The sequence below is a fragment of the Dendronalium phyllosphericum CENA369 genome (assembly GCF_016056275.1).
Taxonomy (GTDB): Bacteria; Cyanobacteriota; Cyanobacteriia; order Cyanobacteriales; family Nostocaceae; genus Dendronalium; species Dendronalium phyllosphericum.
This window is the reverse complement of record NZ_JAECZA010000065.1, coordinates 1-25,091: the sequence shown is the minus strand read 5'-3', so window position 1 is coordinate 25,091 and position 25,091 is coordinate 1. Positions and strand designations below refer to the sequence as shown.

Sequence of the window (25,091 nt, the reverse complement as noted above, 5' to 3'; positions counted from 1 at the left end):
CCCCTTATCCCCAGAGGAACCCCACCTTCCCCTTTTCCCGACTTCTGCAAGAAGTCTAGTATTTAAATTGAGCCACAATCTAGATTTCATAGTACCAAATGTCTTCTTCTCGCAGCACAATTCGATGTAGGGATAGACGGTCTATTAAACCTTCCTGCTCAAACTGTCCCAATACACGAGTAATTGTCACGCGGGTGGAACCCAACATCTCGGCTAAATCTTCATGAGTTAGACGCATATCTATCAAACGTCCCTTCTCAACTTCCGAACCAAACTTTTTCGATAACCATGCTAGTAACTTAATCAGCATGGTATCCACTTTTTTATAACTGCGAATGACCATCAACTCTTCAGCCTGTTGGATGTGGGCTAGCAGAGTTTCTGTTTGGTGATGCCAATCCTCTAGTGGTAAGCTTGTTGCTTCCACTTTCGTCAGACATTCCATTTGATACGGTTGTAATTTTGATAAAGCTTTGCTTACAATATCTCCGCGACCCCACAATCCTAAAGCTACGGTTGTACCATCTTCCAAATAAGTATAAGTCCTGACAAAACCTGTTTCTATCTTCCAAAGACTATTTTGGTGTTCTGGAAGAAATGACCTACGTGTGAAAACCTGCTTAGTGTTTGTACTGGCTGGGGTAGCAAAGCTTGAGTATAAAGACACCATAACTATAATACGATTTTTCGATAAATTAACCGTAGTATATATATATCAGGTTATAAAAGCCTATAGTTATTCAAAGAAATAAATTATAGCAAGCGAATTAAAGGTTAGGACATCTTGAAAGCGTGGATGTTAGGAAAGTAATGTTTTACCTCCTGCCTTCTGCCTCCTGCTATATATTGCGTCCTGATTGTTAACAATTGCCTAGTACAGCGTGGCGTAAATAAACCATCATTCCAAATCAACGAAACGCTTATTTTGTATTAGCTTTTAATTTTTTATTCAGCCTTGCGGTACTAGTGGGATTTCGGTATTGGAAAGTCCCTCAGATTATTGCTGAAGTTCGGCGATCGCATCTAAAATTTGTTGATAATACTGGAGATTTCCTTCTAAATAACAAAGTTCGGCAGCTTTTTGGAAATCGGCAATTGCTCTTTGATAGTATTCCAAACTGCGGTAGATATCAGCTCGCACAATGTAGGCTAAAGCCCAATGAGGCTGAAGTTGCAAAGCTTGGTCTAAATCTGTCAGCGCTGCTTGCAAGTCTCCTAACATAGAAAGGCTACGACCTCGATTGTACCAGTCTTCAGCAAAGCTAGGGTTAATATCAATTGCCTGATCGTAATCTTCAATAGCCCCTTGATAGTCTTGGAGGACATAGCGAGCATTGGCGCGATCGCTATAAAATGCTGCAACTTGGGGATTGATTTGCAATGCTTGGGTGTAGTCGGCAATTGCACCCTCATAATCTGCTTGGGCATAACGTAGCGAACCACGGTTATAGTAAGCTTCTAATAAATTGGGATTAATTTGTAAAGCTTTGTTGTAATCTGCCATCGCTCCTTGTTCTGTTCCTAAATGGCGACGGGCATTACCCCGATGACAGTAAGCTTGGGAAAATTCCGGTAATAATTCTATTGCTTGAGTGTAGTCTTTTACTGCCCCGTGATAGTCTTGTAGATTTTCGCGGGCAACTCCTCGACCGTATAAAGCTTCTACCAAATCGGGATTAATCTGCAATGCCCGATGATAATCTTCGATTGCTGTTTGATAATCTCCTAATTGCCGATGAGCGCTAGCGCGATCGCAGTATGCTTCAGCTATATTGGAATTGAGTTCTAGAAGTTGATTGCTATCTGCAATTGCTTGTTGATAGGCTCCCAGTTGGCGATAAATATTAGCTCGGTAGCCATAAACTAAAGCTAAATTGGGATTTATTTGCAATGCTAGGCTCAGGTCTGCGATCGCTCCTTGGTAGTCTCCAATCTTTTCTCGCACTAGACCCCGTTGGCAGAATGTTTGTGCGTCATTACAATTGAGCAACAAAGCTTGGTTAAAATCTTCAATGGCTGCCCAATAATCTTTTAGGTGAGCGCGAACAAGCCCGCGATTGTGGTATGCTAACGCAAAATTGGGGTAAATTTCTAAGGCACGATTGTAATCTTCAGTTGCGCCTTGATAATCTTGGAGCGCATAGCGAGCATTGCCTCGGTTATGATAAGCCTCTGGTAAATCAGGATTTAACTGTAACGATCGCTCGTAATCGGCGATCGCTTGTTGATATTCTCCTAAAGCATGGTAAGCACTCCCGCGACTGCTGTAGGTTGTGGCAGAATAAGGATGCCACTGTAAAGCTTGCTGAAAATCTGCGATCGCTCCTTGAATATCTCCGCGTTCGCCACGCTCAACACCTCGGTAATGAAATGCCTTGGCAATATCAAGGTGGATATAGTTAGCTAATTGGGTACTCAGTTCTATTGTTTGGTGATAATCTGCGATCGCGTTATCGTAGTCACCAATAATGAAATAAGCATTACCTCGACTGTGGTAAGCTTGTGCGAACTGAGGATTAATTAATAACGCCTGATGATGATCGGCAATCGCCCCTTCGTAATCTTCTAAAAAATAACGAGCATTAGCTCGGTGGTAGTATGCTTCAGCACAATTCGGATCGATTTCTATGACTCGCTCGAAGTCAGCGATCGCTCCTTGATAATCTTTGAGTTCGGCACTCTTAATCAGACCTTGGTGATAGTAAGCCTCTACCCAGTCATCATTAAGGTTGATTGCCTGCGTGTAATCTGCGTCGATGCAAAGCAGCTTGTCGTCAGACATCGCTCCTTGATATTCTGCTTGCAGATTTTCATCTAATCCCTGGTTAAAAAAATCATCAGCATTCATCTAATTTGCTTGAGTTGAGATACACCCGTTCCCAATTGTAGGCCGATTGTATTTTTGGGAAAGTACCAATATATTCCACATTTCAGAGGTAAGCGAGAAAATCAATCGAATTTTTTCTCAATCTGACAATCAGTATCAAAAATTTAAGGGGCGATTATAAATCGCCCCTTTATTCCCCTCAAATATAGAATTTACTTGCACCACCCTTTTCGGGAAGTAATTTACTCTGCAATATTAATTAAAGTTTCAACCTCAGAAGTAGCCAATGTTGGTGCTGTAAAAATACGCGAGTATAAACTTGATGGTTGCTGGTGAGCGATAACTGGTAGAACTTGGCGAGCATGAGCTGCTAATTCTACTGTTTTTACATCATAAGTCTGCGTTGCCAACTTGGGATAGAAACCGATACCGATGATTGGCAGCAGCAAACAAGCAGTAATAAACAGTTCGCGGGGTTTGACATCAAGTGTTACAGCATCTAGATGTAACTCTTCACTTTGGTTGCCGTAGAATACTTGGCGCAGCATTGACAGTAAGTAAATCGGAGTTAAAATCACGCCAACTGCTGACAGCAGGAGAACTACAACTTTGAAACTAGAACTGTAAACATCACTGCTAGCGATACCGAGGAACACCATCAATTCACCGACAAAGCCACTCATTCCTGGTAAGGCGAGAGAAGCCATTGAACCAGCGGTAAATAGAGCAAAGGTTCTGGGCATTACCTTGGCGATACCGCCCATTTTATCCATCATCAAGGTGTGAGTGCGTTCGTAAGTTACGCCAGATAAGAAGAATAAGCTAGCGGCAATTAAACCGTGGGAAACCATTTGCAGGACTGCACCACTAATACCAAGTTCTGTATAAGAAGCAATACCAATTAATACAAACCCCATGTGGGCAATTGAAGAATAAGCCAAGCGTCGTTTGAGATTAGTTTGGGCAAAGGCACAGCAAGCACCATAGACAATGTTCACGACACCCAAGATTGCCAGTACTGGGGCAAAGTAAACATGGGCGTTAGGCAACATTTCAACATTGAAGCGGATGAGAGCATAACCACCCATTTTCAACAACACACCAGCCAAAATCATCGAACCAGGTGCTGATGCTTCGCCGTGGGCATCAGGTAGCCAAGTGTGCAGCGGGAAAATTGGCAACTTCACGCCAAAGGCAATCAAGAAACCTGCGTAAACCAAAAGTTCTAAGGTGTGGGAGTACTGCTTCATTCCCAGAGTTGCCATGTCGAAGGTGACAGTATCTCCAGAGAATGCCATTGCAAAACCAGCAACTAAGATAAATATTGATGCTGCGGCTGTGTAAAGAATAAATTTAGTAGCTGCATAGCGGCGCTTTGGCCCTCCCCAGATAGAAATCAGCAAGTACACAGGTACTAACTCGATTTCCCACATTAAGAAGAACAACAGCAAATCTTGGGCAACAAATACGCCTAACTGAGCGCTGTACATTGCCAGCATCAGACCATAAAACAATCGCGGCTTGTTGGTAACTTTCCAAGCCGCGAAGATTGCGAGAGTGTTAATTAAGCCTGTTAGAAGCACCAGGGGCATCGATAATCCATCAACCCCTACAGACCAATTCAAACCCAACTGCGGTATCCAAGAATATTTTTCTACAAGTTGGAATGTTGAATTTTGGAAGTCGTAGCTATGCCAAAAGGCGTAAATCATCAAGGCAAAGTCTGTAAAAGCTACTCCTAAACCATACCAGCGGACAGTTTTGCCTTCTTTATCTGGAATCAAGGGGATGGCTAGGGCAGCCACCAAGGGCAAGAGGATTATGGCTGTAAGCCAAGGAAATTCAGTAGGAATCATCACTTATGACAATCATTTTTCATTTTTACTTTTAATTACATTATATTAAGGAGTTCGTACTTTTGTAAACGGCATCTATCTCTAAAAGCTGAAATTTTAAACATTGATTAAGCACAAGTGCTCTGTAGATGTCAATTATTGAAGATTTTTAGGAATAAATACTCACTAAATTTTAGTGTATTACTATCCTAAATGTAAATTTTTGCAAACGCAACAAAAAACGGTGGCTCGCACCACCGTCGTAAGTCTTAATATTGCTTTGCTATGAAGGCATAATTTTGTAAAGAAAATTTAAGCTAAATTGTTAAACGATGCGGTTGACAATTGTCCAGACTTCCCCATCCGATCGCACGTGAGGAACTGATATTGTTTTGAACCCAGTGATGAAAGGTTTGTAATACACTTGCCAATAGATGGGACTGAGACGATCGGCACAAGCTTTGAGCAAGCGGATTTCTGTTCCTAGTTCTGCTGCTAATTGATTAATGCGTTGGGCGTGAACTTGAGCTACTTGTTTGGCTTCCTCTAGCTGCTGCTGTGGGGTAAGCTGTTTTGATTCAATTTGCCAATGCCCTAATTGAACTTGTTTTTGCTGTAGCTGAATTTCTAAAGCCGCGATCGCATCTTCAATACCTTTGAGTTCAACAGCTAATTGGGGATTTTCCCTAGCGTGGCGGCGGTAAGCTTCAACTATAGCTAGAGGTGAATCATCCTCGCTAGATATGACATTATTAATAGTGAGGGTAGAGCGTTCTTGCTGAAGAACTTGAATTTGAGACTTCAGCGTTGTTATTTCTGCCTGAATTTGGTCTATCATGCTAATTCGTAATTAGAGAGCACATCATAAGGCTTGATATAAGCTGTTTCCATAAGTTTTTCTATGGTAACTTGGTCTATCATTGCCGTTTATCCTTGGTGAAAGCTGCTTGCGCCTTGGGTATCAAGAGAAAGCGATCGCACAGTGGCTGTAATTCCTGCTTCTTTCCAAGCTGCTGCCATCTCCGTCTCTACAGCATTTGAGTTTGCAGCATTTGTTAAAGCTAACAATGTCGGCCCAGCACCACTAATCGTCATACCATAAGCACCAGCAGCAATTGCCGCCGCATTGACAGCATCGTAACCAGGAATCAGAGCTTTACGATAAGGCTGATGTAACTTATCTTGTAAAGCCGTCCTTAACCATTCTCCCTTGCCAGTTTCTAAACCGCGCAATAATAAGCCGAGATGTGCCACATTAAAAATTGCATCGGCACGACTCACCTCAGTTGGCAGCACCCGCCGCGCCTCCTTAGTGGAAAGCTCAAAATCAGGAATTGCCACTACTGGCACAATATCTTGATGCCAGGGAATATCACAAATCTCCCAACCGGTTTGACTGGTAGCGGCAAGACGGCATCCTCCCAGTAAAGCTGGAACTACATTATCAGGATGTCCTTCCATCGCGATCGCTAATTCCATGACTTGCAACAAAGATAGAGGCGCACCCGCGAGTTGATTAGCACCAACTAACCCACCAACAATTGCTGTTGCCGAACTACCCAAACCCCGCGCCAGTGGTACACCCAACTGAATCTCGATTTTCACAGACGGCGGCGTTTGCTCTATATATTGATATAACTGCACGAATGCCTGATAGAGCAAATTACTCTCATCAGTTTGCACTCGTTCGGCTTCTGTGCCTGTGACATGAATAATTAACCCGCCTGCTTGCAGGCGAGTAAACTTGAACTCGTTGTACAGCGTTAAAGCTGCGCCGATGCAGTCAAAACCAGGCCCTAAATTCGCAGTTGTGGCGGGGACTGTAACAGTAACACCAGAAACAACAGACATCTAAAAATTCTCACTAATCAATCAACCAGCATCCCATAGAATACTAATTCTTGAACAGGGTGTGGAGGGTAGGGTGTGGGGTGTAGTGAAGACGGCGTTGAAAGAGGATTCTGACCCCTACGCAAGCGCCCTGAAAGGGCGGGGCTTTTAACCCTGGAGGTTGTTGGGGCTATTTCTTCCCCCACACCCCATACCCACTCAGCCCGCCCCAACGGGGCTTGGTAATTCGTAATTAAGAAAGTCGGATTTCCCAATGCCAATATGTTGGTGTTTTAATCGCCTGATTTACGAAACTAAATTGCGCTCCCAAGCAGCAAACAAGCTTAAATTGCCCTGAAATAAAGATTAATAACATGATTTACTGTATTTTAGTACAGTAAAAAACAAAATTTATGAATAGATTCTTTTCAATCCTAACCCTAACAATAGCTATAGCTTTTAACATTGCACTGATAGGAATAACTCCCGCTCAAGCTGTGACATTTGACTTTGGCTGGAATGGTAACGGAGGTTATTCTGCTAAAGGTTCATTTAGTTATGACGAAAAGACAGCCCCAGCAATTTTTGCAGAAGATGGGCTTGGGGCAACTAATGTTTTACAATCGCTCAATATCTCTTTTTTCGACCCTCAAAATAATTCAATTGCCACTTATAACAACGTTTTAGATGGTATTTCAACTGGTCAATATTTTAAATTTAACTTCAACACAGCCACACAAGAAATCTTTGGATTTATAGATTTAGGAGGTGGAGTGGCAGGCGAGACTTATTTATCAGGTACAGTTAATAACAACTTATCGCTTTATCAAGTTCCTCAGTCTGGTTCTGATTTTGTAGTAGATAGTAGTTCAGACTTGAGTACTGCTAAAACAGTACCCGAACCTAATTCTCAAAGAGCGGTAAGTTAGCGATCGCTTATTTCATATTCTCCAACTGATTATCTACAGCGCACATTCTCAACTTGTTTCGCATCTATCTTCGCGTACTTCGCGTGCTTTGCGGTTCGTTATTCATCCTATTTTGTGCAATGCCCTAATTTTTAATTAATTTCTACATAATTTTGTAGGCTAGGCAAGCCCAGCCTACTTTTTGCTAGAAGTTCTCGAACTTAGCGATCGCACTTTTCATTGTATCCAGCACCTCATCTACAGAGATAGCGCCCAACTCTCCAGAAGCGCGTGTACGGATACTTAAAGTGTTAGTTTCCACTTCCTTAGCGCCAATAACTGCCATTACTGGTATTTTATCTTTCTCTGCGTTGCGGATGAGTTTACCCAAGCGATCGCCACTGGTATCCACTTCTGCACGGATACCCAAAGCTTGCATCTTGGCTACCACATCTTTAGTAAAGTCTAGTTGTACTTCACCCACTGGCAGCAATCTAGCTTGCACTGGCGCTAACCATAAAGGAAAATCACCCGCATACTCTTCAATTAAAATGCCAATCAGTCGTTCTAAGGAACCAAAAGGCGCGCGGTGAAGCATTACTGGGCGTTTGCGAGAACCATCCTCAGCAACATATTCCAATTCAAAGCGTTCTGGTAAGTTGTAATCTACCTGGACAGTTCCTAGTTGCCATTCTCGGTCTAAGGCATCGCTGAAAATAAAGTCGAGTTTGGGGCCGTAAAACGCTGCTTCCCCAATTCCTTCAAAATGTTCCATCCCCAGCTGTTCTACTGCGCGACGAATCGCACCTTGGGCTTTTTCCCAAGCTTCATCAGCACCGATATATTTATCGCTAGCCGGATGGCGGAAACTCAGTCTCGCTTTAAAGTTCTTCAGTTGCAGTTTATTGAACACTGACAAAATCAAATCCACTACGTTGAGGAATTCGCTATCTAGCTGTTCTGGAGTGACGAAGAGGTGAGAATCATCTACGGTAAAACCGCGCACTCGCGTTAAACCGCCCAATTCCCCCGATTGTTCGTAGCGGTAAACAGTACCAAATTCCGCCAAGCGCATTGGTAGTTCCCGATAGGAACGCAACTCACTTTGATATATTTGGATGTGGAAAGGGCAATTCATCGGCTTCATCACGAAGCCCTGTTCCTGTGCTGCGGCTTCTTCATCGTCCGCCATTAAGGGAAACATATCTTCTTTATATTTCTGCCAGTGTCCAGATTTTTTAAATAAATCGACTTTGGCAATGTGGGGGGTTACTACAGGCAAATAACCCCGTTTTAGTTGTTCCTGTTTGAGGAAGTCTTCTAAAAGATTCCGCAACAAAGTACCTTTGGGTGTCCACAAAGGTAAACCCGGCCCCACTAAGTCAGAAAAAACAAATAATCCTAGTTCTTTACCCAGTTTGCGGTGGTCGCGCCGCAGTGCTTCTTCTTTGCGCCGCTTATACTCGGTGAGTTGTTCGGGAGTTTCCCAAGCAGTAGCATAAATGCGTTGTAACTGGGCTTTAGTTTCATCCCCACGCCAGTAAGCGCCAGCTACGCTTTCTAGTTCAATTGCTTTGGGGTTTAATTGGCTAGTGTTTTCTACATGCGGCCCAGCGCACAAATCCCACCATTCATTCCCTATGTGGTAAATGGTAATTGGTTCTTCTTTAATGTCTGCTAGGATTTCTAGCTTGTAAGGTTCTTTTATATTCTGAATTCGACGTTCGGCTTCTTCTCGGTTAACTTCTTCCCGAATCACTGGCAATTTCCGATTGATAATCTTTACCATCTCTTTTTGGATGGCTTTTAGATCCTTATCGCTAAATGGTTCTGGATTGTCAAAGTCGTAATAAAATCCATTTTCAATCCAGGGGCCGATGGTAACTTGCGCCTTCGGAAACAGCTTTTGTACTGCCATCGCCATTACATGGGAAGCGGTGTGACGAATCTTCTTTAACTTCTCTGATTCGCTGGTACGCGGTAAATACATTTTCTCAGGTTGTTCTGACTGATTGGTAGCTTGATTAGGCGACATCGACTGCTGAACCATTAGCGAAGTGATTGCAAAAGTAATTTATCAGTTGGCGTTTGGAAAAATCTACCCAAATCTAGCAGTTCGCCAAGAACTTTGGATGGTGACAAGCTGGGGGGAAAGAAAGTTATGATTAGTTACTTCTTCACTTCCTTTGCTTGCCCTCACTTGGTCATTGTGGGTTTGCAGACTACTAGCAGAGCATTATGATGTGTGGACTTCTTCAACTATAACGACTTTCATTCCTGGCTATTGAGCTTTCTATTTTAACTGTTGAATTTATGTGTGCTGTATGAGAGACACCAACTTCATCTTCCTTAGGACTTACGCAAACAACCTCTCAGCCTCTAATTATTCCATGTCCTCTTTGGTTCCTTTTTCGTTATTTTTGCGTAAGTCCTACTTCTTGAAAAGCTCTTTATATCATTTGATTTACTGTTTTTTAAAGTATATATAGATACTTTTGTAACGATTGTCACAGATTTTTGAAAAAATCTTTCCTACGAAAGAGCTAAAAATAATATTAAGAATTGTAAATTACGTTAATATTGACTAAGAAAGTAAAATTCTTCTTCTCATTTATGCGAGACTCAAATTTACCAGGATCCGATCTGCTGAAAACGGTTTTGGAACCTCTGCTAGAAGATTTTCAGTATTGGTTTGCGCGATCGCGTAACTTTCTGGAAACAGAGCACCTCTCATTTATGAGCGAACAAGAGCAATCTGGCTTGCTAGAACGAGTTAAGCAAGCACAAGAGGAACTAAACACTGCGAAGATGCTGTTTACTGCGACTGAGGGACAAGTTGGGATTGATATGGCAACGTTAATGCCCTGGCATCAATTAGTACAAGAATGTTGGAGTGTAGCAATGCGCTTCCGTTCTCAGCAGCTCGATGGGCAGGATGGAGACAGTAAATAAATTGCATTGATAGTACAAAATCCTTAATATTATTTTTATTAACAATTAATGTATCCTATGCTACCGTTGTTTGAATAACGGTTGAAAATTTTTCAATATAACATAAGGCTCGTTAAAAGTGCGTTAAATATTGGCGATCGCCGTGAGTAACGGAATCCGCAAAGCGAAGCGCTACATTATAAGGTTTTAAGATTTGCTGCCCTGGAGGAAAACCCGATGTTACACCTACTTTACATTCTTGCTTTTACAATTCTGGCATTCATAGCCGTTGCTAACTTAATTCGCAACTTGATTATGTTCAGTTTCGATCGAGAGCGTCCTTGTCCTGGCAAACCTTCACCAATCGGTAATCAAGGTAATTTTGGTTATCTCTCATCAAAAGGACAGTATATACCCCATCCAGAGTTGTTGGATAATGCAGGGAACTTAATCAAAGAACCTTTATTAGTTATGCGTTCGATTAACGTCGAAGATGCGCGCCAACATCTAGATGCGCTTTATGAAGCTTCTCCAGGGCATAAAAGTGAAAATTCAGAAGAAGCATAAATAAAGTTAAGAAGGGCGCAAGACCTTGCGCCCCTACAAAAACTTCTTTGGTGTTGACTGTTGAACGCCAGTTGCTTCAACAGGGGAAAACCACCCTCCTCTTCGAGAACGACTTCGTAGAACGGGTTCACAGTTGCCTGATGCCACTTGATGCCAGTCCGCTCAAGTCGAGAGACCGTTTCGGTTGTCTGCTCATCTGTTGTGGTTGTCTTATGATTTTTTATATCTATTTTTCACAAATACATCTTTTTTAGAGCCTAACATGATTGAGCGTTATAGTTCGCTCAATTATAGACAACAAAAACTTATGTATTCACCTTCCTTGAATAATTAATCAATCCTTCAAAGGCTTTTTGTTACTTTTTCAGCAAGCCCTATTTAGTTGACGAGCGTTCCCAATTGCCAAACTAGCTATCAGATAAATCTGATATCTTGTTTACCGATCGCAAAACCTAACTGTTGACACTGAAGTTGCTGAGAAAATGTCAGCGATCGCCGGAATCTTTACAATATTAAATAGATGAAAGATGTATACCAAAGAACAGAGTTAGAAGCAATGGTACTATTTGGATTTGGCAAAAAACAGGTTATGCCCACTCCTCAAGAAGCTTTACCAGGACGGGCAGATTCTATATCAGTACCAGATCATCACTATGTCAACAAGAATCCGCTGAAATCTCCTTTTCCCGACGGATTAGAGAAAGCATTGTTTGGCTTGGGCTGTTTTTGGGGTGCAGAACGCAAATTCTGGCAACTTGAAGGAGTGTACACCACCGCTGTCGGTTACGCTGCTGGGTTTACACCCAACCCTACCTATGAAGAGGTGTGTACTGGCAGGACTGGTCACAATGAAGTGGTCTTGGTTGTGTTCGATCCCCAAGTAATTAGTTATTCAGAATTACTCAAAGTCTTTTGGGAAAGCCACAACCCCACCCAAGGAATGCGCCAAGGTAATGACGTTGGCACTCAGTACCGTTCCGGAATTTACGTGTATTCTGAAAGTCAAAAACAGCAAGCAGAAGCATCACGAGACGCTTATCAGCAAGCTCTCAATAGCGCAGGTTATGGAAAAATTACGACAGAAATCCTAGATGCGCCTGAGTTTTACTATGCCGAAGGCTACCATCAGCAGTACTTGGCTAAGAATCCCAACGGGTATTGTGGGTTAGGCGGAACAAATGTTGCTTGTCCTGTAGGCGTAGTTGAATCGCCTGTGAATGGGTAGAGTGGGGGAGCAGAGGGGCAGAGGTAAGGCTTCGCGCGAAAAGGAATTAAATAAAGTTCTCCCCCTTTCCCTTTAACCTTTACCCCTTCCCCTTTTTCTTCTGACTTCTTTATCCCAACACATCTTTGAGTAAAGCGATCGCTCTAACCCACAACATAATACTGATAGGCGCACCAATCAGAATACCTGCGATCGCCCAACCTCTTTGATGGGCTTTGAATTGTTCGATACTGCGCCAACGTCTGCTTTTCCAAGCCCATTCGTTGCCCTTCGCACCAAGGCCAATAGCCATTATCCACCAGCCATGAGGTACAAAACAAAACAACCCATACCACACTTGATTAGTCCATAACCACAACCAAGGCAGTAGAAATGCACCCCAATTCCATCCTAGAATTTCTTCGGGAACGGTTTCTGCAAGATTATTTATACCGCAACCAGAATTATTGATAAATTTTTGAGTTACAGGTTTGATAGCAAGACCAGATTTGAGAGCATCTAGAGCTTGACGAGCACTAGCAAAACGTTGCTCTGGTGCGGGTTCTGTCAACTTGTGTAACCATCTGACAAAACTAGAACTTAGGTTAACTCGGTCAGCAAATTGCAATCGCAAATCTTGCTGGGGTAATTCAGAAGGAGGAACCCCAGTTAACAAATGAATCAAAGTCGCTCCGAGTGCATAAAGATCCGATGCTGGAACTGCTCGACCGCCAAATTGTTCCATTGGCGCATAACCATAAGTACCGACAATAGTAAAAGTAACGCCCTCTTTGGCAGCTTTATCTTGAACTGCGCCAAAATCCACTAAATAAACTCGATTATCTTTACCCCAAATTAAATTACTCGGCTTGATATCCCGATGCAAAACACCCGGATTTAGCTCGTGTAAATACATCAGAATTTTTAAAACCTCAACAGCAATCTTCTTAGCGCGCTTTTCTGTCACCCTTGCGCCAACAGTCAGTTTTTCCTTCAGTGACTCACCAGCAATATATTCTTGCACTAAGCCAAACCAGAGTGTGTGGTCATCAATACAAAAATAATCAAGATACTGAGGAATGCGAGGATGGTGTAGCTGTTTGAGAATCTGTGCTTCCCGTTCAAAAAGTTTCAGGTCATCCCACTGAATAGTACCGCCAAATGCAAGGAGTTTGACCACAACTGTTGATTTTTCCGCATTCGAGGCTTGTAAATCTTTAGCTAACCAAGTTTGCCGAATTCCATTGTTACCGAGTTGGCACTGGATTTGATAACGACCTTGTAATAACTGTTCTGCTTGCAGCATCTGACACCTGCTGGCAATTTACGCTAAGGTGATTTCCCTACTTCTTCCAGGATAATCACTATTAAGGCGATTGGGGATTGTTGACTGGGAGATGAAGAAGTAGAGGAAGTGATTTTTAGCAGTAAAAGAGTTAATCAATATAAAGAAGCTGATGATTCTTTAGCTTTTGAGCTTAGAAGTTGAGCTTTTGATAACAAAAGTTCAGCCTTTAAGTGCGAACGTTGTAGCTTTGAGTGTGAAAGTTGCAGCTTTGATGCTGAAAGTTACAGCTTTGAGTGCGAACGTTGCGGCTTTGAGCTTAAAACTCAAAGTTTGACTACTAACAACTGACAACTGACAAATAACTAACGATCGCTAGTTCAAAGTAAAGACGCGATTAATTGCGTCTCTACTTTGACAGTATAAGCTAATAGAAGTTTGGGTGTTGTTTGCGGGAAATCGGTGAGTGAAACAGACAGATGTAGTCATCATTGGTAGTGGTATTGGGGGTTTGAGTTGTGCTGCTGTTTTGGCACGCTATGGTTTTGATGTAACAGTTTGCGAGAGTCACTCTATCCCTGGTGGTGCAGCACATACTTTTGAGCGCAATGGATTTAAGTTTGACTCAGGGCCATCGCTCTACTCTGGATTGTCTTACAGTCCCTCTGCCAATCCTCTACGACAAGTGCTAGATGCAATTGGCTCGGATTTGCAATGCATCACCTACAATACCTGGGGTTGCTGCTTACCAGAAGGTAATTTTGATACCTCGGTTGGTGCGGAACAATTTTCACAGGTGCTGAAGAGACTTCGCGGTTCTGATGCAGTAGCCCAATGGCAACAATTGCAACAAGTGATGGAACCGTTGGCTGAAGCTGCGATCGCTATCCCCCCAGCAGCCTTACGTTTCGATCTGGGTGCAGCTATTAGTATCAGCCGCTTTGCCCCATCTCTACCTAGACATGCTGTCAATGTCTGGAAACTTACGGGGCCTTTCTCCCGAATTATGGACGGTGTCATTCAAGACCCCTTTATCCACAACTGGCTGAACATGTTGTGTTTTCTCCTCTCTGGACTCCCAGCTTCTGGGACAAGTGCCGCAGAGGTAGCATTTATGTTTGCCGATTGGTATCGACCAGGGGTAGTGCTTGATTATCCAGTTGGTGGCAGTGGTGCTTTAGTTAACGCTCTGTTGCAAGGATTGGAGAAACACGGTGGTCGGTTGATACTTGGCGCTCATGTCGAGCAAGTACTTGTAGAAGGCAAACGAGCGGTGGGCGTGCGACTACGTAATGGCGAGGAGATCCGAGCGCGTCGGGCAGTCGTATCTAATGCATCGGTTTGGGATACGCTAAAGTTACTGCCGGAAGGAGCTGTACCAAAACAGTTTCGCGCTCAAAGACAGGCGACACCAGAGTGCGATAGTTTCATGCATCTCCATTTAGGCGTTGATGCTCAAGGATTGCGCTCAGATTTAGCCTGTCACTACATCATAGTCAATGACTGGGAATTAGGAATCACATCTCCGCAGAATCTCGTTTTGGTATCGATTCCATCGGTTTTAGATTCATCGCTAGCACCCCCAGACAAACATGTAATACACGTCTATACTCCTGGTAACGAACCATATGCTCTTTGGCAAGGGATGGACAGGAAAAGCCAAGAGTACGAGCAACAAAAGCGATCGCGTGCAGAAGTGATGTGGCAAGCGCTAGAGCGCATCATTCCCGATATTCGCTCGCGTTGCGAAGTCACACTTGTAGGCACACCCTTAACCCACGAACGCTTTCTTCGCCGTCACCGAGGTTCTTACGGCCCGGCTATATCAGCAGGAGTAGGTTTATTTCCTGGCCCCGGCACACCTTTACCAGGACTAATGTGTTGTGGAGACTCGATATTTCCTGGTATAGGTCTACCAGCAGTTGCCGCCAGTGGAATGATTGTTGCCAATACCCTCGCCCCTGTTCGGCAGCATTTAGAAATGCTCAAAGATATAATGTAATACCGTTCGGTTTAAGATTATTTGTGTGAAGAAAGCTAGGAACTAGGGACTGGGGATTGGGGGATGCAAAGAAAGAATTCAATATTCCTTCTGACAACTAACTCTTGTACAGACGCGATTAATCGCGTCTCTACGACAACTGACAACTAACCGCAACGCACCATTCATCTCAGCGCGTTACGGCAAAAATATTTATTGTCGCTATTTTGATTTTGAAAACTAATGAGAGAAGCATACGGCGATGCCAATGCTTTTGGCATCGCGGATTTTAGAGCGAATCTAAAATCCCAAATCGATTTACCGATTCACTGCCGCAGCTTCCCGCGCCGCAGTTGCCTGATCTGGGTGGATACCCAAGCGTGTGAGATTAATCCGTCCCTTATTGTCAATCTCGCGCACTTTGACAATCACTTCATCTCCGACTGCTACTTCATCCTCAACTTTGCCAACGCGGTAGTCAGCTAATTGAGAAATGTGGATCATGCCTTCTTTGCCGGGCAGAAATTCCACAAATGCACCAATAGGTATAATCCGAGTTACTCGTCCTACGTAGACATCACCTTCATGTAGCTTGCGAGTCATGCCTTGGATGATGTTCCGGGCTTTCTTCGCCTTGTTTTCATCCACAGCCGAGATTGTAACAGTGCCATCATCTTCAATGTCAACTTTGGCTCCTGTTTCTTCGGTAATACCCTTAATCGTCTTGCCTCCGGGGCCGATGACTAAACCAATCGTGTCTGGATCGATCTTAATGGTCAAAAGACGTGGGGCATAAGGTGATGTTTCTTCGCGTGGTTGCTGGATTGTTTGGAGCATTTTTTCCAAAATGTGCAACCGAGCTGATTTAGCTTGGTCAATGGCTTGGGCAATCACATCCAAAGACAGACCGGAAATTTTCATATCCATTTGCAAAGCGGTAATTCCGCTATCTGTCCCGGCAACTTTAAAGTCCATGTCACCCAAAAAGTCTTCAATGCCCTGGATGTCAGTTAAGACTCTAACTTCTTCCCCTTCTTTGATTAAACCCATAGCCGCACCGCTGACGGGTTTGAGAATTGGTACGCCAGCATCCATCAATGCCAGAGTGGAACCGCACACCGAACCCATAGAGGTGGAACCGTTAGAGGAAAGAACTTCCGAGACGACACGAATGACGTAGGGAAATTGTTCTTTTGGTGGTAGCACAGGTAAAAGCGATCGCTCTGCTAAAGCACCGTGACCGATTTCTCGTCTTCCTGGCGCGCGTAATGGCTTGGTTTCCCCAACCGAGAAGGGCGGGAAGTTGTAATGATGCAAATAACGTTTGGATTGGTCTGTTTGCAAATCATCATTCAGGTTTTGGGCATCTCCAGGCGTACCGAGGGTGCAAGCAGATAATACCTGAGTCAGTCCGCGGTTAAATAAACCGCTGCCATGCACTCGCTTAGGTAAAACATCAACTAAACAAGAAACAGGGCGGACTTCATCAAGTTTGCGACCGTCAACGCGAACGTTGTCTTCGATGATTTGACGGCGCATGAAGTATTTAGTAATGTCTTTAAAAGTATTACCAAGTGCCTTGCTATTTGCGGTTGCGGCAACTCGAATTGGGTCTTCTTGTGGAAGTTCCGCGATCGCACTCACAATTTGTTCTTTGACGACATCCAAAGCAGCATCGCGTTCGGGTTTAGCCAATTCAAATTGAGACAGGATTTTTTTAATTTCATCGCTAGCGCGATCGCGGATATAATTTTCCAGTGTTGGGTCTACTTCTGGTTGTGCTGCTTGCACTATTGTCAGACCCAGTTCTGCTACTAAATCTTGCTGTGCTTTGATTAAGTCTCGCACTGCTTCGTAGCCAAAATCGATCGCTTCGATAATATCTCGCTCTGGCAACTGATTGGCTCCTGCCTCCACCATGATCACACCATGGGGCGAACCTGCTACTACTAAATCCAAGTCTCCAGCTTCGATTTCTGCATAGGTGGGATTAATAATGAAATCATCTCCCACTAAACCGACTCGCACTGCCGCCATTGGCCCATCAAAGGGAATTTGGGCAATTAAAGTAGCAATAGAAGCGCCAGTCACAGCTAGTACGTCGGGCGGTACTAACTCGTCCATCGATAAAGTCAAGGCGACAATTTGCAGGTCATCCCGCAACCATGAAGGGAACAAAGGACGCAGGGGACGGTCTATGAGACGGCTGGTGAGAATTGTTTTTTCTGGGGGACGACCTTCGCGCCGCATGATTCCTCCGGGAATCCTACCTGCGGCATAAAGTCTTTCTTCGTAATCTACCGTGAGGGGAAGAAAATCAATGCCTTCTCTGGCTTGCGATCGCGTAGCCGTCACCAAAACAGCTGTGTCCCCTGATTCTATCAAAACTGACCCACCAGCTTGGGGAGCTAGTAGGCCTACTTTCAGTCGAATATCCCGTCCATCGAAGGATATTGACTTATCAACTTCTGCCATTCAGTTTTTTTTCCTTCTCTTTTTCTATTCTCTCTCTGTGGCAATCCTAACATTTATGCCCTCTGGCTGGCTTCTATTACATACAAAGGTAAACAAGTCTAAGACTGAGGTAAAAAGATTATTCGTGGAGGTAAGGTGTAAAACCAGGGGTGTAAGGGTATAAGGAGAATAAAAACCGGGGATTTAGAAGTGTAAGAGGGAGGGTATTCAGGAGAATAAACAATTAATTTATTCTCTATACCCCTAAATCTCGATATTCTGACTTCGCAACTCAGGTTGTACAATAAAACCAGCGTTGCAAATATGGCTACACCAACTTGAAAAGTTTGGCTTGAGATAAACAGCCCAACACTTCTTTTAATTTGGATGTAGCTTCTCAAACAGATGCCCTGATGACAAAAGCATCCTGACTCAACCAGTAAGTTGAAATTCTGTCTGAGAGAAGTTGCGTTTGGGTAAGTCTTATCTTCAATAAATTGTAACATTTAACAATATCCTTACAATCTCCTGCTGTTGAGAATGCATATAATCTAGCTACTGTCGTCTCATATTTTAAAACTTGATTAAGGATAAAATGCATTATTACTAATGTTTATAATATCTGTTCAATTTGATGAACTCATTATTTACATCAAGAATTTTCTCGAACAGATAACAAAAGTAGAAATTTTCCTGTTTTTTAATGCTTTAGTTTGGTAGAAACCTGAGTATTTGGCAATGGCAATTTTACACGCTAGTTGGTTACTAAAGAATCAAAATAGTTGTTTATTTATTTGGGGTGAAACTTGGCGATCGTCGCGGTTAAATTTTGATGCCAGTGCGTCAAAAGACATACCATTAAATCCATTGGCGATGACACCAGTTGAGTTAAGTGAGTGGTTGCGTTTGCAGAAAATCACAATTCCCAACTTCACGCCGCAACCCCAAGTTGCTGTAGCTGCTTCTGGGAGAACGCGAAAAAGTCTCAATGCAGTTGAAATTAGTTTGCCAACACAGTTCCAAATAATTACTCTACCAACTCACATCCTGGAAAACAGCGAGGAAGGGCTAACATTGTCCCCCGTGCATTCTGCTAGCTTGGGGTTAGAAACAGACTTGCCGCAATATTTACAACCATGGCGAGTCGAGGGTTTTTGTCTCAATCCCAGCGAAGCAATGAAATTTCTCACATCTATTCCTCTGAATGCTGCTGATGGGGATGATGCCTTTTTGGGTGGAGATTTACGCTTTTGGTCGCAGGTTGCCCGTTGGAGTTTAGACTTAATCTCGCGGTGTAAGTTTTTACCGAATATTCAGCGGCAATTCGATGGTTCTGCGATCGCTAAATGGCAAGTTCTGTTAGATAGTGCTATAGACGGAACTCGCTTGGAAAAATTCTCAGCGAAGATGCCATTGGCTTGTCGTACCTGTCAGGAATTGGTGACTGGGGACTGGGAACTGGGGACTGGGAATTTTGCTTCTTTGTCTTCCTCATCCCCCTCATCTTCCCCATCTTCCCATCTCGCAGTAGACTTGCCAATTGAACCTCAAGAATTACTTTTGGGATTTCTCAACAACACCATAGATGCCCAAGTGCGGGAGATGGTGGGTTCTCAACCTGCGATTGAAACTAGAGCGATCGCATCGTTACCAGCTGCGGTGCGGCAATGGTTGCAAGCTTTGACTGGTGCATCTAATACAGTCAATGCAGATGCAATGGCAGTGGAACGACTGGAAGCAGCCCTCAAAGCTTGGACTCTACCGTTACAATACCAATTGACTGGAAAAACGCTGTTTCGTACCTGTTTTCAACTACTGCCTCCAGAAGAAGGGGAAAGTGATTGGATATTAGCGTATTTTCTCCAAGCGGCTGACGATCCTGAGTTTGTGGTGGATGCGGCAACTATTTGGGATAACCCTGTTGAACAATTAATTTATCAAAATCGTACCATTGCCCAACCTCAAGAAACATTCTTGCGGGGTTTAGGATTAGCTTCTCGATTGTATCCGGCGATCGCATCCAGTTTGGAAACTGAATTTCCCCAATCTTCTCACCTCAACCCGTTACAAGCTTATGAGTTTATCAAGTCTGTGGCTTGGAGGTTTGAAGATAGTGGTTTAGGGGTAATTTTGCCTCCTACTTTGACGAATCGCGAGGGATGGGCAAATCGTTTGGGGTTGAAAATTAGCGCCCAAACTCCCAATAAAAAGCAAGGACGCTTAGGTTTGCAGAGTCTATTGAATTTTCAATGGCAATTGGCCATTGGTGGGCAAACGATTTCTAAAGCTCAATTTGATAGATTAGTGGCGTTGAATAGTCCCCTAGTAGAAATTAACGGTGAGTGGGTAGAATTGCGTCCCCAAGATATCAAGACAGCCCAAGCCTTTTTTGCTTCTCGTAAAGACCAAATGGCGCTTTCTTTGGAAGATGCTTTGCGCCTCAGTACCGGGGATACGCAGGTAGTAGAAAAATTACCAGTGGTCAGTTTTGAGGCATCTGGGGCTTTACAAGAGTTGATTGGCGCACTCACAAACAATCAAGCGATCGCACCTTTGCCCACACCAGCCAGTTTTCAGGGACAGTTGCGACCTTATCAAGAACGCGGTGCGGCTTGGTTGGCTTTCCTAGAACGTTGGGGCTTGGGTGCGTGTCTTGCTGATGATATGGGATTGGGTAAAACGATTCAATTTATTGCCTTTCTCCTCCATCTCAAAGAACAAGATGCATTAGAAAAACCAACTTTATTGGTTTGTCCCACTTCTGTTTTAGGCAACTGGGAACGGGAAGTGAAAAAATTTGCTCCTACACTCCAAGTTTTGCAATATCACGGTGATAAACGCCCCAAAGGGAAGACATTTGTAGAAGCAGTCAAAAAGCACGATTTAGTTATTACTAGTTATTCGTTGATTCACCGCGATATTAAGTCATTACAAGGCATTTCTTGGCAAGCAATTGTTTTAGATGAAGCCCAGAATGTGAAAAATTCGGAAGCGAAGCAATCGCAGGCAGTACGGCAATTAGAGGCAACATTCCGCATCGCTTTGACCGGAACGCCAGTAGAAAACCGACTGCAAGAGTTGTGGTCAATTTTAGATTTTCTCAACCCTGGATATTTGGGCAATCGGCAATTTTTTCAGCGGCGGTTTGCCATGCCAATTGAAAAGTATGGTGATGCCGCTTCTTTGAATCAATTGCGTTCTTTAGTGCAACCTTTTATTCTGCGGCGTTTGAAAACAGACCGCGACATTATTCAAGACTTGCCAGAAAAGCAAGAAATAAACGTATTTTGTGGACTTACGCCCGAACAAGCCACACTTTATCAACAAGTTGTAGAAGCATCTTTAGCAGAAATAGAATCTGCTGAAGGATTGCAACGTCGGGGAATGATTTTAGCTTTACTAGTCAAGCTCAAACAAATTTGCAATCATCCAGCCCAATATTTGAAAGCAGCCTCATTAGAACAACATCATTCAGCAAAATTGCAAAGGCTAGAGGAAATGTTAGATGTGGCTTTAGCAGAAGGCGATCGCGCGTTAATCTTCACTCAATTTGCGGAATGGGGCAAGTTACTCAAACCTCATTTAGAAACACAGCTAGGACGAGAAATCTTGTTTTTATATGGCAGCACTAGTAAAAAACAACGTGAGGAAATGATCGACCGTTTCCAGCACGACCCCCAAGGCCCCCCAATTATGATTCTTTCTCTGAAAGCGGGTGGAGTAGGACTTAATTTAACACGAGCAAATCATGTATTCCACTTTGATAGATGGTGGAATCCTGCTGTTGAAAATCAAGCCACAGACCGAGTATTTCGTATCGGTCAAACTCGCAACGTCCAAGTACATAAATTTGTCTGTACTGGCACTTTAGAAGAAAAAATTCATGACATGATTGAAAGCAAAAAACAACTTGCCGAACAAGTAGTGAGTGCAGGTGAAGAATGGCTAACAGAAATGGATACAGACCAACTCCGCAACTTACTAATACTTGACCGCAATGCAGTAATTGATGAAGATTCTGAATGAAGAATTTAAATCTTTCAAACTTCAGCATCAAAAAAACTTAATACTTTTAAAGTAAAAATTATGACTAATGACACCCTACAAGCAAGCCGAGAATGGTGGTCACAGAGGTGGCTTGATTTGCTAGATTCCTATCGCTTTAAAAAACGCTTAGAACGTGCAAGAAACTATTCTCGTCAAGGAAATGTTTTGAGCATTGAATTTAAAGGTGCAAAAGTTTTAGCTAGAGTGCAAGGTAGTGAAGCAGAACCTTACAAGGTTTCTCTTTCCCTTAATGCTTTTACTGATGAAGAATGGGGCTACGTAATCGAAACCATGTCCCATAAGGCGATATTTGCTGCCAAATTACTGGCGGGAGAAATGCCACAAAATATGGAAGAAGTCTTTACAACCAATGGTCTTTCGTTATTTCCTTTTACCCTTGGTGACGTTCATAGCAAATGCTCTTGTCCAGATAAGGCAAACCCTTGTAAACATGTAGGTGCAGTTTACTATCAATTAGGCGATCGCTTCAGCGAAGACCCATTTGTACTGTTTCAATTGCGCGGACGCACCAAAGAACAAATTATTAGCGATTTACGCAAGTTACGCAGCGCAAAAGTTGAAGCTGCTGTGCCTGAAACACAAAATACTCAACAACCCATCCCTAGCCCTCAATACTCTATAAAAATTGATGCTTTCTGGCAATATCACGAGCCGTTAGAGTCATCTCTAGTAGTAATTGCACCATCAAGTAGCGAGACAGTTTTAGATACATTGGGAGTAATTCCTCTGGCAAAAGCAGAGGAAGATGTTGTAAATTTAACCTCAAGTGATGTGGTAATGAAGTATTTAGATACTGTTTACAAAGAGGTTAGTCAGAAATCTGTTTTAGCGGCAATGAATTTAAGTGGAGGTTGAGCGGGTTTTTAGCAATTTTGCTCAGTTTCAGGTATGGATTTGTTGAACTACATTCGGGAGCGAAGATATATTGAGATAACTAGTAGTATAGATTACTGGTATTTCAAATATTATTAAAACGGAACAATCCAATCAAAACCACATGGAAATCCTTACCAAAATTATTCCGGTAGAACTTGCAGATGGTACGAATATCAAAGTAGAAGCTACGGCAATTGACGATCGCAAAGTCAGCGTTCAAGCCCAACATTTTCACCAAGTAACTGCCGTTGTTGAATCTCTTTCCAAGGATATTGCACAAGCAATACAAAATGTTAAGCCAAATAAAGCTAGCGTGAAATTTGGTATCGAAATAGGCATTGAATCGGGTAAACTCACACCTTTACTAGTCAAAGGTACTTCCACAGCCAATTTTGAGATTACTTTAGAGTGGGTAAATAAATAAGCTAAAACACATAAAAAAAGCTCTTGCTTTTACACAAGAGCTACTAAAGCATTTAATTGTCAGTGATGAAAGAAAATTTCCAACTTAGTCAAGTTCGTTCATGAACAAAACTGGCTCAGTCTCACGGTCAATGCCTTTCTCGAAACCACCAGCAGCAGCGCGGGCGCGACCAGCGTGCCACAAGTGACCAATCAAGAAGAAGAAGCCTAACACGAAGTGAGAGGTTGCCAACCAAGCGCGAGGAGACACGTAGTTGAAGGAGTTGATTTCAGTAGCCACACCACCCACAGAGTTCAAAGAACCCAAAGGAGCGTGGGTCATGTATTCAGAGGCGCGGCGAACTTGCCAAGGCTGAATGTCGTTCTTGATTTTGTCCAGATCTAGACCATTGGGGCCACGCAAAGGCTCTAACCAAGGGCCGCGGAAATCCCAGAAGCGCATGGTTTCACCACCGAAGATAATTTCACCAGTGGGAGAGCGCATCAAGTATTTACCTAGACCTGTTGGTCCTTGTGCAGAACCGACGTTAGCACCCAAGCGTTGGTCGCGGATTAAGAAGGTCATAGCTTGAGCTTGAGACGCTTCGGCACCAGTAGGACCATAGAATTCGCTAGGATAAACAGTGTTGTTAAACCACACCATGCAAGAAGCAATAAAGCCCATCAAGGACAAAGCGCCCAAGCTGTAGGAGAGGTAAGCCTCACCAGACCAGATCGATGCACGACGCGACCAAGCAAAAGGCTTAGTGAGGATGTGCCAGATACCACCAGCAATACAAATCAAGGCAACCCAAATGTGACCGCCGACAACATCTTCCAGGTTATCGACGCTGACAATCCAGCCATCGCCACCGAAGGGAGACTTGATGAGATAACCGAAGATGACCGCTGGGTTGAGTGTTGGGTTAGTGATGATACGAACATCACCACCTCCAGGTGCCCAAGTGTCGTATAAACCACCGAAGAACATTGCCTTTAATACCAACAGCAACGCACCTAATCCTAAAATAATTAGGTGGAAACCGAGGATATTGGTCATTTTGTTCTTGTCTTTCCAGTCATAACCAAAGAAAGAGGAGTACTCTTCTAAGGTTTCTGGACCGCGGACGGCATGATAAATACCGCCAAAACCCAATACGGCTGAAGAAATCAGGTGGACTACACCAACCACAAAGTAGGGGAAAGTGTCGATAATTTCACCACCAGGGCCAACACCCCAACCTAAGGTAGCGAGGTGAGGTATAAGGATAAAACCTTGCTCATACAGAGGCTTTTCAGGAATGAAGTGAGCGACTTCAAATAAAGTCATCGCTCCAGCCCAGAAAACTATTAAACCAGCATGGGCAACGTGAGCACCCAGCAGTTTTCCAGATAGATTGATTAAGCGAGCGTTACCAGACCACCAAGCAAAACCGGTGGATTCCTGGTCACGTCCTCCGCCCATTACTGAAGTTCTATTAGAGAGCGTTACCACGTGGTAGTACCTCTTCAGGGAATACAAATTGTTCGTGAGGCTGATCTTGAGGAGCCATCCAAGCGCGGATACCCTCGTTCAGCAAAATGTTTTTGGTATAGAAGGTTTCAAACTCTGGGTCTTCAGCCGCGCGCAATTCTTGAGACACAAAGTCATATGCGCGCAAGTTGAGAGCCAAACCGACAATTCCCACCGAAGCCATCCACAAGCCTGTGACTGGCACAAACAACATAAAGAAGTGCAGCCAGCGCTTGTTGGAGAAAGCAATCCCGAAAATCTGCGACCAGAAACGGTTTGCTGTCACCATGGAATAGGTTTCTTCCGACTGGGTGGGATTGAAAGCGCGGAAGGTGTTAGAACCTTCGCCGTCTTCAAACAAGGTATTTTCTACTGTCGCACCGTGAATCGCGCACAATAGCGCTCCACCC

General features: G+C 43.5%; 18 protein-coding genes and 1 pseudogene. 9 read left to right on the top strand and 10 right to left on the bottom strand.

Translation table 11 applies throughout. From position 1 onward, the window contains the following. Positions 1-79 precede the first annotated feature (79 nt). The 5 genes from I8752_RS15010 to thrB all read right to left on the bottom strand — a co-directional run bounded on the left by I8752_RS15010 (position 80) and on the right by thrB (position 6,513). Positions 80-670: a Crp/Fnr family transcriptional regulator gene (locus tag I8752_RS15010; protein WP_214433118.1), complete on the bottom strand. Its 591-nt coding sequence runs from the start codon at positions 668-670 to the stop codon at positions 80-82. 327 nt (positions 671-997) lie between these two features. Further along, a complete protein-coding gene (locus I8752_RS15005) occupies positions 998-2,848 on the bottom strand; it encodes a tetratricopeptide repeat protein (RefSeq protein ID WP_214433117.1) in 1,851 nt (616 codons plus the stop codon). 221 nt (positions 2,849-3,069) lie between these two features. Then, positions 3,070-4,683, bottom strand: coding sequence for an NAD(P)H-quinone oxidoreductase subunit 4 (locus tag I8752_RS15000; protein ID WP_214433116.1), 1,614 nt, complete (start codon positions 4,681-4,683; stop codon positions 3,070-3,072). 304 nt (positions 4,684-4,987) lie between these two features. Continuing rightward, complete coding sequence (locus tag I8752_RS14995; RefSeq protein WP_214433115.1) at positions 4,988-5,500, bottom strand: hypothetical protein; 513 nt, start codon at positions 5,498-5,500, stop codon at positions 4,988-4,990. Positions 5,501-5,589: 89 nt separating this feature from the next. Next, positions 5,590-6,513, bottom strand: a complete 924-nt coding sequence (thrB, locus tag I8752_RS14990; protein ID WP_214433114.1) for a homoserine kinase — start codon at positions 6,511-6,513, stop codon at positions 5,590-5,592. Between the two features lie 392 nt (positions 6,514-6,905). Here thrB and I8752_RS14985 point away from each other — a divergent pair, with 392 nt between their 5' ends. Then, entirely contained in the window at positions 6,906-7,421 is a 516-nt protein-coding gene (locus tag I8752_RS14985) for a hypothetical protein (protein WP_214433113.1), read from the top strand. A gap of 184 nt (positions 7,422-7,605) precedes the next feature. Here I8752_RS14985 and thrS read toward each other — a convergent pair whose 3' ends face one another. Further along, complete coding sequence (gene thrS, locus I8752_RS14980) at positions 7,606-9,450, bottom strand: threonine--tRNA ligase (protein WP_214433112.1); 1,845 nt, start codon at positions 9,448-9,450, stop codon at positions 7,606-7,608. 563 nt (positions 9,451-10,013) lie between these two features. On the opposite strand from thrS, the gene I8752_RS14975 reads away from it, so the two are divergent. The 3 genes from I8752_RS14975 (at position 10,014) to msrA (ending at position 12,123) form a co-directional block, all read left to right on the top strand. Further along, the gene (locus I8752_RS14975) at positions 10,014-10,352 is read left to right on the top strand and encodes a DUF2605 domain-containing protein (protein ID WP_214433111.1); all 339 of its coding nucleotides are present in this window, start codon (positions 10,014-10,016) and stop codon (positions 10,350-10,352) included. Between the two features lie 216 nt (positions 10,353-10,568). After that, positions 10,569-10,898: a DUF2973 domain-containing protein gene (locus I8752_RS14970; protein ID WP_214433110.1), complete on the top strand. Its 330-nt coding sequence runs from the start codon at positions 10,569-10,571 to the stop codon at positions 10,896-10,898. A gap of 556 nt (positions 10,899-11,454) precedes the next feature. Beyond that, positions 11,455-12,123, top strand: coding sequence for a peptide-methionine (S)-S-oxide reductase MsrA (gene msrA / locus I8752_RS14965; RefSeq protein ID WP_214433119.1), 669 nt, complete (start codon positions 11,455-11,457; stop codon positions 12,121-12,123). Between the two features lie 109 nt (positions 12,124-12,232). Here the strand turns inward: msrA and I8752_RS14960 are convergent, their stop codons facing one another. Continuing rightward, entirely contained in the window at positions 12,233-13,408 is a 1,176-nt protein-coding gene (locus I8752_RS14960) for a serine/threonine protein kinase (RefSeq protein ID WP_214433109.1), read from the bottom strand. Positions 13,409-13,595: 187 nt separating this feature from the next. On the opposite strand from I8752_RS14960, the gene I8752_RS38030 reads away from it, so the two are divergent. Both I8752_RS38030 and I8752_RS14955 read left to right on the top strand, forming a co-directional pair. After that, positions 13,596-13,724 carry a hypothetical protein gene (locus tag I8752_RS38030; protein WP_263985309.1) on the top strand — a complete coding sequence of 43 codons (129 nt, stop codon included), beginning with the start codon at positions 13,596-13,598 and terminating at the stop codon, positions 13,722-13,724. 129 nt (positions 13,725-13,853) lie between these two features. Then, positions 13,854-15,389: a phytoene desaturase family protein gene (locus I8752_RS14955; protein ID WP_214433108.1), complete on the top strand. Its 1,536-nt coding sequence runs from the start codon at positions 13,854-13,856 to the stop codon at positions 15,387-15,389. Positions 15,390-15,686: 297 nt separating this feature from the next. Here the strand turns inward: I8752_RS14955 and I8752_RS14950 are convergent, their stop codons facing one another. After that, positions 15,687-17,843: a polyribonucleotide nucleotidyltransferase gene (locus I8752_RS14950; protein ID WP_214433107.1), complete on the bottom strand. Its 2,157-nt coding sequence runs from the start codon at positions 17,841-17,843 to the stop codon at positions 15,687-15,689. A 717-nt stretch (positions 17,844-18,560) separates the two neighbouring features. Here I8752_RS14950 and I8752_RS14945 point away from each other — a divergent pair. The 3 genes from I8752_RS14945 to I8752_RS14935 all read left to right on the top strand — a co-directional run bounded on the left by I8752_RS14945 (position 18,561) and on the right by I8752_RS14935 (position 23,190). Then, positions 18,561-21,848, top strand: a complete 3,288-nt coding sequence (locus I8752_RS14945) for a DEAD/DEAH box helicase (RefSeq protein ID WP_214433106.1) — start codon at positions 18,561-18,563, stop codon at positions 21,846-21,848. A gap of 60 nt (positions 21,849-21,908) precedes the next feature. After that, the gene (locus I8752_RS14940) at positions 21,909-22,745 is read left to right on the top strand and encodes an SWIM zinc finger family protein (RefSeq protein ID WP_214433105.1); all 837 of its coding nucleotides are present in this window, start codon (positions 21,909-21,911) and stop codon (positions 22,743-22,745) included. A 142-nt stretch (positions 22,746-22,887) separates the two neighbouring features. Continuing rightward, entirely contained in the window at positions 22,888-23,190 is a 303-nt protein-coding gene (locus I8752_RS14935; protein ID WP_214433104.1) for a CU044_2847 family protein, read from the top strand. A gap of 84 nt (positions 23,191-23,274) precedes the next feature. On the opposite strand, the gene psbC is transcribed toward I8752_RS14935, so the two are convergent. Together psbC and I8752_RS14925 are read right to left on the bottom strand one after the other, a co-directional pair. Next, entirely contained in the window at positions 23,275-24,663 is a 1,389-nt protein-coding gene (psbC, locus tag I8752_RS14930; protein ID WP_214433103.1) for a photosystem II reaction center protein CP43, read from the bottom strand. Continuing rightward, positions 24,647-25,091, bottom strand: a pseudogene (locus tag I8752_RS14925) (photosystem II D2 protein (photosystem q(a) protein)); the annotation flags it as partial. The gene psbC and the pseudogene I8752_RS14925, both read right to left, overlap by 17 nt.